A 16,186-nucleotide genomic window follows, 5' to 3' on the forward strand; every position below is an offset into this window, starting at 1 on the left:
TTGCTACGGATGAATGGCGGGCACAATAGCCATCGTCAGTCCTGCAGGGGCTTGGTGACTGCCTGTTCGCTGTCGAAATCGGCGGCGATCCTGGTATCGCGGAGCGGCTTCACCGTGCGAGTGGAAAGGTCATAATCGGGATGCGCCTTGTAGGCGGCGAGCGCTTCTTCGCTTTCGAATTCTCCGTAGACGACAAAATCGATCGCATTGCCCCACTGGTCCACCTTGACGTTTTCGCCGATTTCCAACTTCAGCGCGTGCGGTATGCCCGTCAGTATCGAGAGCCCCTTGCGCACCGCATCGCGGTTTTCTTCCGGCACGGTGAAGAAGACGATATGGCGGATCACGCGGGACACTCCTGTGGCAGTTCTCTGGATTGAGCTTTACAAGCCTGAACCGGGCGATAACACGCGCCGCCCGGGCCATCAACCGGGCCACAATGCCGCGGTCAAGCCTATGCCCTACGTTCAAAGAGCTGGATGGGGGCGGATCGCCGCGAGGAAAGCCCGTCCATATTCGGCAAGCTTTTCCGCCCTGTCGGTGCCGTTGACGATGCGGCGGGCATTGACCCAGTCTTCCCGCTCTTCATTAAGGTGATCACAAAGCCGATGACCGGTGAAGCTGCCGCGCAGCATGCCCTCGATCAGGATCGCCACGGCCGGCGCCATTTCCATGGCACGATCGGGCTCAGCGACGAGATCGATGCCGGTCACGTCGCTCATCGCCTCGTAGTTTCGCTTATGGGTAAGCTGCACCAGCCCGCGGCCGAGCCAGCACTTGCCGTCCTCGTCCGCTCGCCAGTAAGGCGACTTCACCCAGGAGAGCCGGCCGGACGCGAAGGCGGTTTCGAGGATCTCGACGGCACGCGAATCGCTCGTTGCCAATGTCTCGCGCACAGGCTGCATCGTGAAAGCGGTCTCATGAAAGGCGGTGGCCAATATATAGGCCAGCCAGCGCCGATCAGCACTGGTCAAATTCGCGTCCCAGTAGTCGAGGATCGCATTCATGCCTTCGATCTGGGCCGGCGCGAGACTGCCCTTGAACAGCGCATGCTGCACCATGTCGAAGAAGAATTGCCGATCGAGTGAGGCAGTCATGATACGCTTCTCTAAGGTCCGCTGTGGTTAATGCCGGCTTAATCGATTGAAATTTTTTTAATCGTTTCAAGTGTGACCGAGGTCGATTTACACGCAGTTTTTGTTGTGCAATGCATCAATCCGTAAGCACACCCTTGCTGAGGAACAGAGGTATACGATGCAGACCACCGCAGAAACTCCGACCAAGATCCCCCAGCACGTCGTCGACCAGATGGAAAGCGAGTGGCGCCAGGTACGCACGCAGCGCGAGAATCCGCGCCCGGTCCGCCTGCCCTCCCAGAACGACGCTTGAACACAATCATGACGGGTGAGGACGTCCTGGACCCCTCACCCGCTGCTCCCCGCGTTGCCGGCACTCGTGCTCCTGCCATCGCAGCGGCCACGACTTATCCCCCACGCTTCGTCGCAGCCAGCCTGTCAGCCAGCCGGTCCAGGGTTCTGCGGAACATTTCCTTGTCATCCAGCGCCCGCGAGAGCACCAGCGCGCCCTGAATGCCGGATACCGCCTCTTCGGCCGCGGCGAGTGCGTCATCCTCGGCGCAGCCGGCGCGGACCAGCGCCTGGCGCAGCGCCTCGATCCAGCGGACGAAATAATCCCTGATGACCGGCGAGAAGCGCTGGCGCGTTTCGTCCAGAGCAAAGGCTCCGACGAGGCAGACACGGCTGCCGGAGCGGAAATAGTCCATCACATTCGCCCACATCGCATCGATCGCCGCCCTGGGATCGTCATGGCGCAATGGCTCGTAGATAGCGCGTTCGAACCAGCCGTCGACATCGGCAAGGACGGCGGCCGCCATCTCCTCTTTCCCGCCGGGGAAGAAGTGATAGAGACTGCCCTTGCCGATGCCGGTGCGCTCGGTGATGCGGCTCAATGTCGTGCCCTCGTAGCCGAGCTCGCGGAAGATTTCGGCCAGCAGCGGCACGACATCGGCACGTTCATAAACGGTCTTCACACGTCACCTTACCTTCGCGCCTCAAAGGCCGAGGTCGGAAAGGCCCGGATGATTATCGGGCCGCCGGCCGAGCGGCCAGTGGAACTTGCGATCCGATTCCTTGATCGGCAGATCGTTGATGCAGGCGAAACGGCGCTGCATCAAGCCCTCTGCATCGAATTCCCAGTTCTCATTGCCATAGGAGCGGAACCAGTTCCCGCTGTCATCATGCCATTCATAGGCAAATCGCACCGCGATGCGGTTTTCAGTGAAGGCCCAGAGCTCCTTGATCAGCCGGTAATCCAGCTCCTTCGCCCACTTGCGGGTCAGAAAAGCGACAATCTCGGTGCGGCCGGTGACGAATTCGGCGCGGTTCCGCCACTGGCTGTCTGGCGTGTAGACGAGCGAGACGCGCTGCGGATCGCGGCTGTTCCAGCCGTCTTCGGCAAGGCGGACCTTCTGGGTTGCGGTTTCATGGGTAAAGGGGGGAAGCGGTGCAGGCATGTCTTGTCTCCTTTGTTTAATTGTACCTTTCGTTTTGTATTGTACCGATCAGTACAACTGGCGCAAGCGGTTTCGGCGGATGCCGTCTGCGACATGATGACTTGAGGGCGGCATGCGTACAGCAAAAAAGGCCGTTCGAGGAGTTCGAACGGCCCTGGCACTCTCACATCAAGCGCTTTTCAGAGCGCGGCACTTCCAATGGACGTCAGGCGAGCTTGCCTTCTTCCGCCTTATAGAAATACTGGCTTGCCACCAGCCATCCCTTCAGCGGCCTCAGCGGCGGAATACAGGTGGCGAACATGAAGGGGCCGGTGACCAGCAGCTGGACCCAGAGCGGCGCCGAGAAGGCGACTTCCAGCCAGACGCCAAGCAGCACACTCGGCACGCAGGCGAAACAGATCACGAAGAAGGCCGGGCCGTCGGCCGGGTCGGCGAAGGAATAATCCAGCCCGCAGACTTCGCATTCCTTCTGCAGCGTGAGGAAACCCTTGAACATATGCCCCTGTCCGCAGCGCGGGCAGCGGCCCCGGATGCCGGTCTGCATCGGAGGAAGAGGAGGATATTCGGTGTCCATGGCGATCTCGCTTCTCGACGTTGCGGGGCATCGGTTAATCCATTCAATGCTCCATAATGTATGCATACAATATAATTACATTGAAAGCGGATTGCCAGTCTATTCGTCAGAATGACGCAGGGATTTGCGCGTTGGGTTTGCGACGTGTGACGGCGGGAGAATTGCGGCTGCTGGGCGCATTTGCGCGCTCGTCAAAACCCCTCCCCCGGGGCTAACCCGTGGCACCGTATCGCCCAGCTTGAAACATTGAGGAAGTGAGAAGCGGCCGCAGCAAGTTAAGCCCCTCCCCTTGTGGAGAGCGGTTTGGGGCGGAGTCTTTATTGAATTGAAGCCGTCAGTTCAGAAAAACGAAGCCGACATTTCCGGCGGCCCCTCAAGCGCATGCGCCATGAAGTCCAGCGCGCCCTTCAGCCTCTCGCGACCGATCGGCCCGCCGAGGCAGACGCGCACGGCTTCGGGGGCAGCACCTTCGACCGTGAAAACGTCACTTGCGACCACACCAATGCCGGAGGAGCGCATGTGGCTGCCGAAGGTCGAGCGGGTCCAGCCGTTTGTCAGCGGCAGCCAGATGTTGAAGCTGATCGGATCGGCCCTGTAGCTGCCCTCGGGCAGAATATTCGCCACCATCTGCTGGCGCGCGGACGTTTCCGCCCGGATGAAGCGCAGGATCGTGTCCGCGGTGCCGTCCTCGATCCAGCGGGTGGCCAGCGCCACCGTCATCGGCGAGGCCATGACATTGTTGGTGCGCATGGCGCTGACGAAGGGCCAGATTGCCTTGGTGTCAGGCGCCACTACGTAGGCAAGGCGAAGGCCGGCACCGATGCATTTGGCGAGACCGCCGATATGCCAGGTCAGGTCGGGCGCGATCGCAGCCAGCGGCGGCGGACCGTGCAGCGGGATGAAGCCATAGGCATCGTCCTCGACGACAGGCACATGATATTTGCGGGCGACGGCGGCAATCTCCTCGCGGCGCTTTTCCGGAATGGTCAGCGTCAGGGGGTTCTGCAGGGTCGGATTGAGATAGAGGGCCTTCGGGGCCAGGCGCTCGCAGGCCTCGGCGAAGTCATCGGGCAGGATGCCCTCCTCATCCATCGGCAGACCGGAGAGATTGAGGCGCAACTGGGCAGCGATCGAGCGCATACCGGGATAGGTGATGTTTTCCGACAGCACGGTCTCGCCAGGCTTGGCCAGCAGGCCGAAGATCGCGAGCAGCGCCGGATGGGCGCCGGGTGTCACGAAGATGCGCTCCTGCGAGAGCACCAGCCCGCGGCGGCTCAGCCAGGCGGCAGCCGCCTCCTTGTCCATGCCCGAGCCTCCAAAACCCTGGTAGCGTAGCAGCGGGATGAGATTGGTTGCCACCGCCGACATGCCCTCGCGCATACGGGCGATCAGATCCTGATCATCCGGCTCGGGCGGCAGGTTCATGGAGAAATCGACGACGGAGGCGCGGCGCGGATCGGGCGCGGCATCGGAGGCGAAGCCGCGGCGCTCCCTGTCCTGCCTGCCGGTGACGAAGGTGCCGCGGCCGACATGCGAATCCACCAGGCCGCGCTTGTGCGCCTCCACATAACCGCGCGCCACCGTGGTGAAATCGATGTTCAGGCGCTTGGCGAGCTCGCGCTGCGGCGGCAGCCGGTCCCCCACCGCGAGCACGCCGCTTCGCAGATCCATTTCGATCAGATCGGCAATTGCCATGTAACGGGGGCTTGATGAGCGGGTAAGGTCGGGATGCCAGTTTTTCACGTGTGATCCAAAATCCATTCTCAAGGCCGGCAGGATCTGGCCTGGATTGACTGTATATTGTTGTGTAGCGATCCTGTCATCCCAAAACATTCGGCATGCGACAGCGTATCACTCAGCTGACCGTTCCGCCTGCCTGAGCGAGTCCCGCAGCACCACAAACACCCTGTCATCCAGCGTCTGCGAGACATTGAAGCGCATGAAGCCTGTTGCCGATTGCGACAGGCTGAAGGCGTTGCCCGGGGCGAGGACAACATTCCGGGCAAGTGCGGCACGCGCGACTGCCGCGGCATCCAGGCCATCCGGCAGGTGACACCAGAGGAACATGCCGGCCTGCGGCTCCAGCCAGGGGCGAATCCCCAGAGGCTTCAGGCGGGCCGTCACTTCGAACATCACCTTGGCAAGACGGCTGCGCAGGCCCTCGGCATGTTTGCGATAGCTGCCGTCGCTGAGCACACCAAGCACCAGCTCGGCATTCAGCCTGGCGCCGCCGAAGGAGGTGGCGATCTTGAGGTCGATCAGGCCCTCGATCCATTGCGGTCGCGCCGCGATGAAGCCGCAGCGCGCGGCAGCCGAGAGCGTCTTTGAAAAGCTGCCGATATGGATGACGCGATCGAGGCCGTCAAAGGCGGCAAGGCGCGGAGCCGGCGTCAGTTCGAAATCGGCGAAGATATCGTCCTCGATGATGGTGAGGCCGTGTTGCTCGGCAAGCTTGAGCAGCCGGTGGGCCGTGACCGGCGAGAGCGTGGCCCCGGTTGGATTGTGGATAGCCGAATTGGTGATGTAGAGGCGCGGCCGATGCTCGGTAAGCGCTGCGGCGAAGAGCTCGATATCGGGGCCTGAGGGCGTATAGGGGACGCTGACGACCTTGGCGCGGTGGGCTCTGAGCAATGCATGGAAGTTGAAGTAACAGGGATCGTCGACCAGCACGGTATCGCCCGGCTCGATGAGGAAACGGCAAAGAAAATCGATCGCCTGCGTGCCGGATTCGGTGAGCATGACCTGATCCGGCGATGCCTCGATGCCGCGCTCCGCCGCGCGGCGTGCAATCAGCTGACGCAGCGGCTTGAGGCCGAGGGGCGAGCCGTAATCGGAAAGGCTTGCGGCATCGGCGCGCGATAGTGATCGCAATGCCCGGCGGATCGCGTCTTCGGGAAGCCATGCGGGCGGCAGCCAGCCGCAGCCCGGTTTGAGGTCGCTTTCCTGCGCCTCCAGCGATTGTCGCGATACCCAGAAGGGATCGACGGCGCGGTCGAGCTTCGGGCCGATATTGGCGAGCGAGAGCGGAGCTGTCTGGCTGGCGACATAGAAGCCGGAACCGGGGCGGGAGAGGATCGCGCCTTCGGCGACCAGCCGCTCATAGGCATCGACCACGGTCGAGGCCGAGACTTTCAAGGTTCCCGACAGGCTGCGGATCGAAGGCAGCCTGGCGCCGGGCGTGAGGCTGCGGCCGGCAATACGCTGGCGGATCGTCGTCATGACCATGCCGACCCGGCTGCCTGCTTGTATCTGTTCGTCCATCCGTACTGCTTCCTTCACCATAACAGTTTCGGCAAATTGTATCGAACCGTGGCTGGCAGCGCCAGTGCGAACGGCGGATAAGCATGGGGCAAACAAAGGAGTGCCTACATGGATCGCACAACGACCGGATGGATCAATGGTTTTATCGGCGTGCTCATCTTCAGCGGATCGCTGCCGGCCACGCGTGTGGCCGTGATGCAGCTCGATCCAGTGTTCATCACGGTGGCGCGAGCGGCGATTGCCGGTATCCTGGCGCTCTGCCTGCTGATCGCCTTCCGGGAAAGGCGGCCTTCGCGGCAGGATCTCACTTCGCTCGTTGTCATCGCGCTCGGCGTCGTAGTCGGCTTTCCGCTGCTGACGGCGCTGGCTCTGCAGCATGTGACCTCGGCGCATTCGATCGTCTTCATCGGCCTGCTGCCGCTGGCGACGGCGATCTTCGGCGTTATCAGGGGCGGTGAGCGCCCGAAGCCGGCTTTCTGGCTCTTCTCGCTGCTCGGCAGCGCGCTGGTCGCGGGCTTTGCGCTGATGCAGGGGCTTACCGCCTCGCCCATCGGCGATGCGCTGATGCTCGGCGCCGTTATCGTCTGCGGGCTTGGCTATGCAGAAGGAGCACGACTGTCACGCCAGCTCGGCGGCTGGCAGGTGATCTCCTGGGCACTGGTGGTTTCGCTGCCGGTGATGATCGTTCTAGCAATCGCCTACCGGCCGCCGAGCTTTGCCGAGATCCAGACGCCGGCCATGCTGGGGCTCGCCTATGTCTCGCTCTTCAGCATGCTGATCGGCTTCATCTTCTGGTATCGCGGCCTCGCGCAGGGCGGTATCGCCGCCGTCGGTCAGCTGCAGCTGCTGCAGCCCTTTTTCGGCCTGGCGCTTGCTGCAACGCTGCTGCGCGAAACGGTGAGCTGGTCGATGCTCGCAGTGACGGTGGCCATCATCCTCTGTGTGGCGGGAGCGCGCAGGTTCGCGAAATAGGCCGGCAAATTGACAGGCCGGGTGTCATGTAATAACAAAAGCTACATGATGCAGATTGACGATCACCCCAGTCCGCCCGCCTCTCGCAGGACGGCATCTGCCTTTACCGGCGATGCCGTCAAATCCTATCTCAAAGGGCCGCCGCGGCAGGTACCTGGCTTTTCAAGCCTGCATCGGATGGCGGCAATGCTGATGGCGGAGCGGATGCCTGACAATGGTCGCGTGCTCGTGCTCGGCGCCGGTGGCGGGCTTGAACTCAAGGCCTTTGCCGAGGCGCGTGCGGGCTGGACTTTTGATGGCGTCGACCCCTCCGCCGACATGCTGCAATTGGCGCGGGAGGTTGCCGACGAACATAGCAGCCGTATCGGCTTTCACCAGGGCGGCATCGATGCCGCGCCTGAAGGCCCTTTCGACGCCGCCGTTTGCCTGCTGACTTTCCATCATATCCCCGTAGAGCAGAGGCTTGAAATACTTTTGCAAATTCGCCGCCGACTGAGAGCCGGCGCCCCCTTTGTTGTTGCGCATATGAGCTTCCCGCAAACCGAGCCGGAGCGATCGCTGTGGATCGATCGCCATATCGCCTATGGCGCGCCTGACGGAACAGACCCTTTCCGACAGGAGAATGCACGCAAGGCGGTGCGGGAAAGGCTGCATATTCTCGCCCCCGACGAAGAGGAGGCCATGTTGCGCACGGCAGGCTTTTCAGATGTCAGCCTGTTCTACGCCGCCTTCAGCTTCAGGGGATGGGTCACTTATGCTTAGGCAGCCTGCTCCGGCGGCCTTTAGACCTGCCTGATCCGGTCGCGGTGTGCGGCCTGCTTGGCGCGGTTGCCGCAGAGCGCCATGCTGCACCAGCGCCTGCGGTGACCGCGCGTGTGGTCGGCAAACAGCAGGGTGCAGGACTGTCCCTCGCAGGCTTTTACATTGGAAAAATCCTCGGTGCAGACGAAGCGGCCGAGCGCCTCGCCGACCGGCAGCAGCAATGCTTCCGGCGAGCGCCATTTGCGCATCGGCTGGAATTCGAAAGCCTCGCCTTCGTCGGTCTGCCGCACCACGACGCGGCTATAGCCTTCGTCGCGCTCCAGCAGGCGGTTCAGCGGTTCGAGTTCGGCCAGGGCGCCGGGCTTCAACCGTTTTCCCTTGTGCTCGCGGACGAAGGTCCGGAACCACTCGCGGAGGTTCCTCGCTTGATCGGCGACCTTGTCCAATTCTCCCGGCAGCGCCTGAGCCCGCATGGCTTCCAGCGTTTCCGGCGAGACAAGCTTTGCCTGCTCGAGCCAGCACAGCAACCCCTCCCCATCCTCGATCCAATCGACAGGCGCATCGGCGCCTGTTGCCACCGAGTTCAGAAAATCCAGCGCTAGCGCGTCGCCCAGGAAAAGGGCGGGAGAGGGGTTAGCCATCACAGGTCCTATTCCGGCTGCCGGTTGCAATCAAAAGCAGCCTCTTTCGAAACGTGATTAATACGTAACCACTCAAAAGGTTGTTGACAAGTTACTTTATTCGAGAGTAACCGTTCTATATCGATTTAAACAGTTACAAGCTGAAAACGAAGAAGAAGGTCATCCGCGAGGCGGCGGCAACAGTGGCCGCAGCCCGAACGACCGACATATCGCCCCTCATCTCAACCGAAGGAAACATGATCATGACCAAGATCAGCTACCGCAACACCACCGTCGACGGCATCAAGATCGCCTATCGCGAGGCCGGCCCCAAAGGCGCGCAAAAGCTCCTGCTGCTGCATGGCTTCCCGACCTCCGGCCACATGTTTCGCGATCTGATCCCGCTGCTGGCCGATCGTTACCATATTATCGCACCCGACCTTCCAGGCTTCGGCCAGTCGGACGATCCCGCGGTCAACAGCTTCGACAGCATTGCAGACACGATCGACCGCTTCACAGAGATCGTCGGCTTCGATCGCTACGCAGTCTATGTCTTCGACTATGGCGCTCCGACCGGCTTCCGCCTGGCTGTGAAGCACCCAGAGCGGATCACGGGCATCATCTCGCAGAATGGCAATGCCTATGTCGATGGCCTCAGCGATGCATGGAACCCGGTGCAGGCCTATTGGCAGGACGCCAGCGCAGAAAACCGCGCCGTGCTGAAGGCGTTCCTCGGGCCGGAAACGACGATCTGGCAGTATACGCATGGCGTTGCCGATACGACCAGGAATTCGCCCGACGGTTACTCGCTCGACAATTTCTACCTCTCGCGACCAGGCGCGGAAGACGTACAGCTCGATTTGATGGGCGACTACAAGAGCAATGTGGCGCTCTACCCGACCTTCCAGAACTATTTCCGGACCCACAGGCCGCGCTTCCTCGCCGTTTGGGGCAAGAACGATCCCTTCTTCCTGCCGCCGGGCGCGGAAGCCTTCGCCCGCGATATTCCTGACGCCACGATCAAGTTCTTCGATACGGGCCATTTCGCGCTCGAAACACATGCGGACGAGATTGCCGCTGCGATCCGCGATTTCCTCGGCTGAGGTTGACTGATTAGTCGGAAGTGACACAGAAATTGTTGCCTTCTGGATCGTTTAGCACCGTGTAATCAGCCGTCTCCCGCACGAAGGTCGCGCCCAGGGATATCAGGCGCGCGACCTCTTTTACCCGGTCGTCGGCAGCGATATCGAGATGAACGCGGTTGCGGGCCGGCCGCTCTCCCCGGCGAAGATGGAAGCAGAGGCGCGTTCCTGGGCCTGCGACCATCACCACCGGGTCGGTTTCGGGTGTCAGGCCGAGCACTGCCAGGCGTGCGATTTCCTCGTCGTCGTAAGGCAGAACTGCATAGCCATCGAGCGCTTCGGCCCAGAAGCGGGCGACGCGCGAGGGCACATCGCAATCGATGACGATTTCCTTCAAACGACCCATCGGTTCTCACGAATTGCCGGAGCGGCGCTGGACGACACGTTCAGCGACCGCGCCGCCGGCTGCGGGAAGCAGGGCGAAAAGGATCAGCTGCGGCGTTCCCGTCAGCGTCAACAGGCTGGACAGGAGGATGGCGACGAGCATTCCCGCCATCGGGCGTCAATGGAAATGAGTTCATAAGGCTCCACATGGGATGCTCTGCGGTATCGGCAATGAGCGATTGGGCGGGACCGCCTTTGGTCCGCCGAATTAAGCGCTCACTTTCTTCGATGCCGGTTTGCGCGCAGTGTTCAGCGCCACCGCCGCCTGCACCAACGCCGTCAGGGCCGCCTCGTCGATTTTCTCCCCTTCGTGAATATCGATCGCGCGGCGCGTATTGCCTTCGAGGCTGGAATTAAAGAGGTTGGACGGGTCTTCCACGGAAGCGCCCTTGGCGAAGGTCAGCTTGACGACCGCCTTATAGGTTTCGCCGGTGCAGATGATGCCGGCATGTTCCCAAACGGGGACGCCGCGCCATTTCCACGTTTCCTCTACCTCCGGGTCAGCCTCGCGGATGATGGCCCTGATGCGGGCGAGCGTTTGGCCGCGCCAGTCGCCGAGCTCCTCGATCTTCGCATCGATGCGCTCGGAGGGAGAGGCTTCCTTCTTCTCGGTTTCCTTTTTCGTCGTCGCGGCTTTCATCAGACTCTCTTCCTTACATTTTCTCGCCGGGCAGCAGGCTTGCCTGTTTCACCCATGATGTAAACTGCGCCTCGTCAATCTCATCCTGTTCGTGGATGTGGAAATAGCGTGTTTGCGCTGTCCTGGATTCTTCTGGCGGTACAGGCTGCAAGGCAGCGCCGCGGAAGAAGGCGACCTTCATGTATTTGTTGTAGCAATGGATGCCGAGGAACCAGCCGTCGCCCTTCACGCCGTAGAACGGCGAGTTCCATTTGACGGCCTTGTGGGCATCGGGAACGGTTTGCATGATCAACGCATCGAGGCGTCGGCCGACATCACTTTTCCAGCCGGGCATGGCGGCGATATAGGCCTGCACCGGGCCATCGCCCTCGCCTTTGACGATCTGCGGATTGCCGCCGGATAGCAGCTTGGGCTCTGCCGGTTTGGCGGATATCTTGTTGGTCATAGGCACCTCCCCTTGGTGATAATAAGAAAGGATGTCTCGATTTCCAGTCGTGCGTAATGGACACAGGCTGCAAAGATCACAGCTTGATGACGCGGAAAACCTGCGACACGGCGGCGAACCCGTGGCATAAGGACGCCAAAATTCTCCCAAGCTTCCGCGTTAGACATGATCCGTATCGAAAATATCAGCAAGCAGAACAGCCACCGCATCCTCTTCATTGAAGCCACAGCCGCCCTCAATCGCGGCGAAAAGATCGGTCTCGTCGGTCCGAACGGCGCCGGCAAGACGACGCTTTTCCGCATGATCAACGGCGAAGAGCTGCCGGATGAAGGCCAGGTCTCGGTCGAAAAGCACGTCACGATCGGCTATTTCAACCAGGATGTCGGTGAAATGGCCGGCCGCAGCGCGGTTGCCGAAGTCATGGAGGGCGCCGGCCCGGTCAGCATCGTTGCCGCCGCGTTGCGCGAGTTGGAAGCGGCCATGTCCGATCCTGATCGCATGGACGAGATGGAAGAGATCATCGAGCGCTACGGCGAGGTGCAGGCACGCTACGAGGAACTGGACGGCTATGCGCTGGAAGGCCGCGCCCGCGAAGTTCTGGACGGCTTGAGCTTCAGCCAGGAAATGATGGACGGCGATGTCGGCGCGCTCTCGGGCGGCTGGAAGATGCGCGTGGCGCTCGCCCGCATCCTGCTGATGCGCCCGGACGTCATGCTGCTCGACGAACCGAGCAACCATCTGGATCTCGAGAGCCTGATCTGGCTCGAGGAATTCCTGAAGACCTACGAGGGCGCGCTCTTGATGACCTCGCACGACCGCGAGTTCATGAACCGTATCGTCACCAAGATCATCGAGATCGATGCCGGCTCCCTCAACAGCTATTCCGGCGACTACGGCTTCTACGAACAACAGCGGGCACAGAACGAAAAGCAGCAGCAGGCGCAGTTCGAGCGCCAGCAGGCGATGCTTGCCAAGGAAATCAAGTTCATCGAGCGCTTCAAGGCGCGGGCCAGCCATGCCTCGCAGGTGCAGAGCCGCGTCAAGAAGCTGGAAAAGATCGAGCGCGTCGAGCCGCCGAAGCGCCGCCAGACGGTGGCTTTCGAATTCCAGCCGGCGCCGCGCTCGGGCGAAGATGTCGTCAATCTCAAGAATGTGCACAAGAAATACGGCAGCCGCACCATCTATGAAGGGCTGGACTTCATGGTGCGACGAAAGGAGCGCTGGTGCATCATGGGTGTCAATGGCGCCGGCAAGTCCACGCTTCTGAAGCTGGTGACCGGTACGGCCGAACCGGATGCCGGCAGCGTGGCGCTAGGCGCCAGCGTCAAGCTCGGCTATTTCGCTCAGCATGCCATGGATCTGCTGGACGGCGAGCGCACCGTGTTGGAATGGCTTGAAGATTCCTTTCCGCTTGCCGGCCAGGCGCCACTGAGGGCGCTTGCCGGCTGCTTCGGCTTTTCGGGTGATGATGTCGACAAGCGCTGCCGCGTGCTGTCCGGCGGCGAGAAGGCGCGCCTCGTCATGGCCCACATGCTGTTCGACCCGCCGAACTTCCTCGTGCTCGACGAGCCGACCAACCACCTCGACCTCGACACCAAGGAAATGCTCATCAAGGCGCTCGCTGACTTCGAGGGCACGATGCTCTTCGTCTCGCACGATCGCCATTTCCTGGCAGCACTTTCCAACCGGGTGCTGGAACTGACACCCGATGGCATTCACCAGTATGGCGGCGGCTACACGGAATATGTCGAGCGCACCGGCTACGAGGCACCCGGCATCCACGCCTAGGATCTAGCGAAGGCGTCTACACCGGTCAGTTCCGCCGAGAGCGCCCAGAGCCGGGCCGCCTCATCCGGATCGACGGCATAGGCGCGCACGCGGGTTTCCGCACCGTCATCGGAGATGACGGAGACATCGCAGTCTGCGCAATAGAGGCCGCCGAGCCCTTCGAGCTGCGGCGAGGTTGCAGCCCAGACCTGTGTGGCGGCACCCTGTTCTGGGGTCTTGAAACTCGGGTCGGCGGCATTGCCTTCGGCATCGATCCAGCCGGCGGCGACCATGTCCTCTTTCTGCAAATGGCGCTGCAGCGGCGTCAGGATCTTGCCGGGATGCAGCGAGAAGGCGCGTATGCCGGCATCCCTGCCCATCCTGTCGAGATGCACTGCAAAGAGCGCGTTCGCGGTCTTCGACTGTCCATAGGCCTGCCACCGGTCATAACCCTCCGAGAACTGGATGTCGTTCCAGCGGATAGGCGTAATGCCATGCGCACCGGAGGAGACGGCAACCACACGGGCTCCGCTTGCAATCGCCAGCCAGATACGGTTGATGAGCGCGAAATGGCCGAGATGATTGGTGGCGAACTGCGCCTCCCAGCCTGGACCCACCCTTGTCTCAGGGCAGGCCATGATGCCGGCGTTGTTGATGATAATGTCGGCCTTGCGGCCGGAAGCGACGAAACGCTCGGCAAACTGCCGCACACTTTCGAGATCGGAAAGATCGAGCCTGTCGACCTCGACATTGGCGACGCCGGAGAGCGCCTTGGCCGCCGCTTCCGGCTGACGCGCGCCGACCAGCACATGGGCGCCCGCCCGCGACAACGCTTTCGTGGTCTCCAGCCCAAGGCCGGAATGGCCGCCGGTGACGATTGCCAGTTTGCCCGTGAGGTCGATGCCGGCGAGCACGTCGTCGGCCGTCGAACGGGCGCCGAACCCGGAGCCGATCGGGTGTTGCGCGTTTTCCATTGATGTCTCCTTTTGCTTTCTGTCGGAGACTAATGCGGTGACGGCCATACGATCTATGCGTTAAAGTCCATGAGATGTTTGCGATCGTCCGGATTTCCGCATGAGTTCCGTTTCCATGGATCCCCTCTCCGATGTGCTGGCGCTGTTAAAGCTCAAGAGTTATGTCTCGGTCGGGCTCGACGCCGGTCGCGACTGGGCGATCGATTTTCCGCCGCCGCAGGGCATCAAGTTCAATGCCGTGCTGTCGGGCAGTTGCTGGCTGGAGATGGATGGTATCGCTGAACCTATCCGGCTGGAGGAAGGCGATTGTTTTCTGCTGACGCAAAGCCGGCCCTTCCGGATGATGAGCGATCGCGGCCTGCCGACGATCCCGGCCCATGACATCTATGCGCATGCGAAGGACGGGATTGCCACCTGCAACGGCGGCGGCGCCTTCTTCCTGGTCGGCAGCCGCTTCGGCTTTGCCGGCGTCGGCGCGGACCTGCTTGTCGGCATGTTGCCGCCGCTTGTCCATATCAGCCAGCATTCGGAGCAAGCCTCGGTCTTGCGTTTTGCCATCGACCAGATGGCACGGGAACTGCGCGGCCGGCATCCCGGGGGCTTCCTGATGACCGAACATCTTGCGCATATCATGCTGATGCAGATCCTGCGGCTCTATCTTTCAGCACCTGAGACGGAGGGCACGGGCTGGCTCTTCGCGCTCGCCGACCGGCAGATCGGCATGGCGATCGGCGCCATGCATGCCGAGCCGGCGCGGCGCTGGACGCTGCGGCAGCTTGCTGCCCTGACCGGCATGTCGCGCTCCTCCTTCGCCGAGCGTTTCAAGGAAAAAGTCGGCAGCGCGCCAATGGATTATCTCACACGCTGGCGTATGATGCTGGCGGGTGAGCGGCTGGCAAACAGTCGCGAGCCGATCGGAACGATTGCGCTTTCGCTGGGCTATGAGTCGGAAAGTGCCTTCAGTACCGCCTTCAAGCGTGTGATGGCGCGCTCGCCGCGGCAATACGGCCGAGACGCAGCAGGATAAAAGACGCAAGCCGCGGTCTTGCAGAAACGGCAGTCGTTTCATACCTATAGAAGGAATGGTATGCGTCCGGCCCTTGCCGGCCCTCGCAGCATTCCAGGCCTTTGTGCCGCGCCTTACGAGGATGAAACCATGAATATCGACAGGATCCTGCGGTCAGTTGTGGCCGTTCGCGCCTCCATCCCCGAAGATGCCTTCACCGCGAATACGCTAGGCACCCGCCGGGAAGGCAGCGGCGTCGTCATCAGGGAAAACGGGCTGGTGCTCACCATCGGCTATCTGATCACCGAAGCAGACGAAATCTGGCTGACGCGCCATGACGGCAAGGTCGTACCCGGCCATGCTCTGGCCTATGACCAGGAAACCGGCTTCGGCCTCATTCAGGCTCTCGCCCCTCTCGAGCTGCCGGCCATCGAAATCGGCGACAAGGTGAGGACCACCGTCGGCGATGCAGTCGTCTTTGCCGATGGTCTCGGCGAATTCGTGCAGGCCCATATCGTCGCCAAGCAGGAATTTGCGGGCTACTGGGAATATCTGCTCGACGAAGCGATCTTCATCGCGCCCGCCCATCCCTCCTGGGGCGGGGCAGCACTCATCAGCGATGAAGGCAAGCTGCTCGGCATCGGCTCGCTGCGCCTGCAGATGGTGCAGGACGATGAAGTCGCCGACATCAACATGGTCGTGCCGATCAACCTCCTGCCGCCGATCCTCGACGATGTGCTCAACCGCGGCCAGATCGACCGGCCGCCGCGACCCTGGCTCGGTGCTTTTTCGGCCGAAAGCAATGGCGAAGTGGTGGTCATGAGCGTTGCTCAGGGCAGCCCGGCCGCACAGGCCGGCCTACAGCAGGGCGACGTGATCTCGGAAATTCGCGATGGCGAAGTGGACGGGCTTGCCGATTTCTACCGCAAGGTCTGGAAGAGCGGCCCGGCAGGGTCGGAAATTCCCATGCGTGTGCTGAGGAACGGCCGCGAAGCCTGGCTGCGCATCAAATCAGCCGATCGCAACAGCTTCCTCAAAAAGCCGCTGATGCAATAAATCAGATACAGAGCGGCGCCATTCGGCAGCGTTTAGATATAAAGCGGCGC

The 16,186-nt window shown here is 61.7% G+C and carries 19 protein-coding genes and 1 pseudogene; 7 read left to right on the plus strand and 13 right to left on the minus strand.

The genetic code is table 11. The features are described 5' to 3' along the window. Positions 1-35 precede the first annotated feature (35 nt). The gene (locus tag FHT78_RS13810) at positions 36-347 is read right to left on the minus strand and encodes a Dabb family protein (RefSeq protein ID WP_183744631.1); all 312 of its coding nucleotides are present in this window, start codon (positions 345-347) and stop codon (positions 36-38) included. A 49-nt stretch (positions 348-396) separates the two neighbouring features. Next, positions 397-1,097 (minus strand): annotated as a pseudogene (locus tag FHT78_RS13815) (hypothetical protein); the annotation flags it as partial. A gap of 157 nt (positions 1,098-1,254) precedes the next feature. On the opposite strand from FHT78_RS13815, the gene FHT78_RS29660 reads away from it, so the two are divergent. Beyond that, positions 1,255-1,389, plus strand: a complete 135-nt coding sequence (locus tag FHT78_RS29660) for a hypothetical protein (protein ID WP_281412850.1) — start codon at positions 1,255-1,257, stop codon at positions 1,387-1,389. Between the two features lie 94 nt (positions 1,390-1,483). Here FHT78_RS29660 and FHT78_RS13820 read toward each other — a convergent pair whose 3' ends face one another. From FHT78_RS13820 to FHT78_RS13840, 5 genes are all read right to left on the minus strand, one after another. Then, positions 1,484-2,050 (minus strand): TetR/AcrR family transcriptional regulator, encoded by a 567-nt coding sequence (locus FHT78_RS13820; protein ID WP_183744636.1) that lies wholly within the window; start codon positions 2,048-2,050, stop codon positions 1,484-1,486. Positions 2,051-2,071: 21 nt separating this feature from the next. Continuing rightward, the gene (locus FHT78_RS13825; protein ID WP_183744638.1) at positions 2,072-2,533 is read right to left on the minus strand and encodes a nuclear transport factor 2 family protein; all 462 of its coding nucleotides are present in this window, start codon (positions 2,531-2,533) and stop codon (positions 2,072-2,074) included. A gap of 205 nt (positions 2,534-2,738) precedes the next feature. Continuing rightward, positions 2,739-3,107 carry a DUF983 domain-containing protein gene (locus FHT78_RS13830; protein ID WP_183735777.1) on the minus strand — a complete coding sequence of 123 codons (369 nt, stop codon included), beginning with the start codon at positions 3,105-3,107 and terminating at the stop codon, positions 2,739-2,741. Positions 3,108-3,446: 339 nt separating this feature from the next. Continuing rightward, the gene (locus FHT78_RS13835) at positions 3,447-4,850 is read right to left on the minus strand and encodes a PLP-dependent aminotransferase family protein (protein ID WP_183744641.1); all 1,404 of its coding nucleotides are present in this window, start codon (positions 4,848-4,850) and stop codon (positions 3,447-3,449) included. 108 nt (positions 4,851-4,958) lie between these two features. Next, entirely contained in the window at positions 4,959-6,389 is a 1,431-nt protein-coding gene (locus FHT78_RS13840) for a PLP-dependent aminotransferase family protein (RefSeq protein ID WP_183744644.1), read from the minus strand. An 87-nt stretch (positions 6,390-6,476) separates the two neighbouring features. Between FHT78_RS13840 and FHT78_RS13845 the strand changes: the two genes are divergently transcribed. Beyond that, positions 6,477-7,340 (plus strand): DMT family transporter, encoded by an 864-nt coding sequence (locus tag FHT78_RS13845; protein WP_183744647.1) that lies wholly within the window; start codon positions 6,477-6,479, stop codon positions 7,338-7,340. Between the two features lie 45 nt (positions 7,341-7,385). Continuing rightward, positions 7,386-8,102: a class I SAM-dependent methyltransferase gene (locus tag FHT78_RS13850; protein ID WP_183744649.1), complete on the plus strand. Its 717-nt coding sequence runs from the start codon at positions 7,386-7,388 to the stop codon at positions 8,100-8,102. A gap of 20 nt (positions 8,103-8,122) precedes the next feature. On the opposite strand, the gene FHT78_RS13855 is transcribed toward FHT78_RS13850, so the two are convergent. Then, positions 8,123-8,743 carry an ABATE domain-containing protein gene (locus FHT78_RS13855; protein WP_183744651.1) on the minus strand — a complete coding sequence of 207 codons (621 nt, stop codon included), beginning with the start codon at positions 8,741-8,743 and terminating at the stop codon, positions 8,123-8,125. A 242-nt stretch (positions 8,744-8,985) separates the two neighbouring features. Between FHT78_RS13855 and FHT78_RS13860 the strand changes: the two genes are divergently transcribed. After that, a complete protein-coding gene (locus tag FHT78_RS13860; protein WP_183744653.1) occupies positions 8,986-9,825 on the plus strand; it encodes an alpha/beta hydrolase in 840 nt (279 codons plus the stop codon). A 10-nt stretch (positions 9,826-9,835) separates the two neighbouring features. On the opposite strand, the gene FHT78_RS13865 is transcribed toward FHT78_RS13860, so the two are convergent. The 4 genes from FHT78_RS13865 to FHT78_RS13880 form a co-directional block, all read right to left on the minus strand. Further along, complete coding sequence (locus tag FHT78_RS13865) at positions 9,836-10,210, minus strand: VOC family protein (protein WP_183744655.1); 375 nt, start codon at positions 10,208-10,210, stop codon at positions 9,836-9,838. A gap of 6 nt (positions 10,211-10,216) precedes the next feature. Continuing rightward, positions 10,217-10,360 carry a hypothetical protein gene (locus FHT78_RS13870; RefSeq protein ID WP_183744657.1) on the minus strand — a complete coding sequence of 48 codons (144 nt, stop codon included), beginning with the start codon at positions 10,358-10,360 and terminating at the stop codon, positions 10,217-10,219. Between the two features lie 96 nt (positions 10,361-10,456). Further along, on the minus strand, positions 10,457-10,888 hold the full coding sequence (locus FHT78_RS13875) for a DUF1801 domain-containing protein (protein WP_183744659.1): 432 nt from the start codon (positions 10,886-10,888) through the stop codon (positions 10,457-10,459). A gap of 13 nt (positions 10,889-10,901) precedes the next feature. Beyond that, positions 10,902-11,333, minus strand: a complete 432-nt coding sequence (locus tag FHT78_RS13880; RefSeq protein ID WP_183744661.1) for a DUF1801 domain-containing protein — start codon at positions 11,331-11,333, stop codon at positions 10,902-10,904. A gap of 165 nt (positions 11,334-11,498) precedes the next feature. On the opposite strand from FHT78_RS13880, the gene FHT78_RS13885 reads away from it, so the two are divergent. Beyond that, complete coding sequence (locus tag FHT78_RS13885; RefSeq protein WP_183744664.1) at positions 11,499-13,121, plus strand: ABC-F family ATP-binding cassette domain-containing protein; 1,623 nt, start codon at positions 11,499-11,501, stop codon at positions 13,119-13,121. Here FHT78_RS13885 and FHT78_RS13890 read toward each other — a convergent pair. Then, a complete protein-coding gene (locus tag FHT78_RS13890; RefSeq protein ID WP_183744667.1) occupies positions 13,118-14,074 on the minus strand; it encodes an SDR family NAD(P)-dependent oxidoreductase in 957 nt (318 codons plus the stop codon). The two genes, FHT78_RS13885 and FHT78_RS13890, sit on opposite strands and share 4 nt — an antisense overlap. 115 nt (positions 14,075-14,189) lie before the next feature. Here FHT78_RS13890 and FHT78_RS13895 point away from each other — a divergent pair, with 115 nt between their 5' ends. Then, positions 14,190-15,101 (plus strand): AraC family transcriptional regulator, encoded by a 912-nt coding sequence (locus tag FHT78_RS13895; protein ID WP_183745359.1) that lies wholly within the window; start codon positions 14,190-14,192, stop codon positions 15,099-15,101. Positions 15,102-15,230: 129 nt separating this feature from the next. After that, positions 15,231-16,136, plus strand: a complete 906-nt coding sequence (locus FHT78_RS13900) for a S1C family serine protease (RefSeq protein ID WP_183744670.1) — start codon at positions 15,231-15,233, stop codon at positions 16,134-16,136. Positions 16,137-16,186: the final 50 nt, after the last annotated feature.

The organism is Rhizobium sp. BK196 (assembly GCF_014193255.1).
GTDB lineage: Bacteria > Pseudomonadota > Alphaproteobacteria > Rhizobiales > Rhizobiaceae > Rhizobium.

What these genes read in the sequence shown, in the direction of transcription:
- FHT78_RS13830 (WP_183735777.1), bottom strand. Translation starts at nt 3,107, where the DNA reads ATGGACACCGAATATCCTCCTCTTCCTCCGATGCAGACCGGCATCCGG.
- FHT78_RS13840 (WP_183744644.1), bottom strand. Translation starts at nt 6,389, where the DNA reads ATGGTGAAGGAAGCAGTACGGATGGACGAACAGATACAAGCAGGCAGC.
- FHT78_RS13870 (WP_183744657.1), bottom strand. Translation starts at nt 10,360, where the DNA reads ATGGCGGGAATGCTCGTCGCCATCCTCCTGTCCAGCCTGTTGACGCTG.
- FHT78_RS13865 (WP_183744655.1), bottom strand. Translation starts at nt 10,210, where the DNA reads ATGGGTCGTTTGAAGGAAATCGTCATCGATTGCGATGTGCCCTCGCGC.
- FHT78_RS13860 (WP_183744653.1), top strand. Translation starts at nt 8,986, where the DNA reads ATGACCAAGATCAGCTACCGCAACACCACCGTCGACGGCATCAAGATC.
- FHT78_RS13855 (WP_183744651.1), bottom strand. Translation starts at nt 8,743, where the DNA reads ATGGCTAACCCCTCTCCCGCCCTTTTCCTGGGCGACGCGCTAGCGCTG.
- FHT78_RS13875 (WP_183744659.1), bottom strand. Translation starts at nt 10,888, where the DNA reads ATGAAAGCCGCGACGACGAAAAAGGAAACCGAGAAGAAGGAAGCCTCT.
- FHT78_RS13880 (WP_183744661.1), bottom strand. Translation starts at nt 11,333, where the DNA reads ATGACCAACAAGATATCCGCCAAACCGGCAGAGCCCAAGCTGCTATCC.
- FHT78_RS13900 (WP_183744670.1), top strand. Translation starts at nt 15,231, where the DNA reads ATGAATATCGACAGGATCCTGCGGTCAGTTGTGGCCGTTCGCGCCTCC.
- FHT78_RS13825 (WP_183744638.1), bottom strand. Translation starts at nt 2,533, where the DNA reads ATGCCTGCACCGCTTCCCCCCTTTACCCATGAAACCGCAACCCAGAAG.
- FHT78_RS13895 (WP_183745359.1), top strand. Translation starts at nt 14,190, where the DNA reads ATGGATCCCCTCTCCGATGTGCTGGCGCTGTTAAAGCTCAAGAGTTAT.
- FHT78_RS13890 (WP_183744667.1), bottom strand. Translation starts at nt 14,074, where the DNA reads ATGGAAAACGCGCAACACCCGATCGGCTCCGGGTTCGGCGCCCGTTCG.
- FHT78_RS29660 (WP_281412850.1), top strand. Translation starts at nt 1,255, where the DNA reads ATGCAGACCACCGCAGAAACTCCGACCAAGATCCCCCAGCACGTCGTC.
- FHT78_RS13850 (WP_183744649.1), top strand. Translation starts at nt 7,386, where the DNA reads ATGATGCAGATTGACGATCACCCCAGTCCGCCCGCCTCTCGCAGGACG.
- FHT78_RS13845 (WP_183744647.1), top strand. Translation starts at nt 6,477, where the DNA reads ATGGATCGCACAACGACCGGATGGATCAATGGTTTTATCGGCGTGCTC.
- FHT78_RS13885 (WP_183744664.1), top strand. Translation starts at nt 11,499, where the DNA reads ATGATCCGTATCGAAAATATCAGCAAGCAGAACAGCCACCGCATCCTC.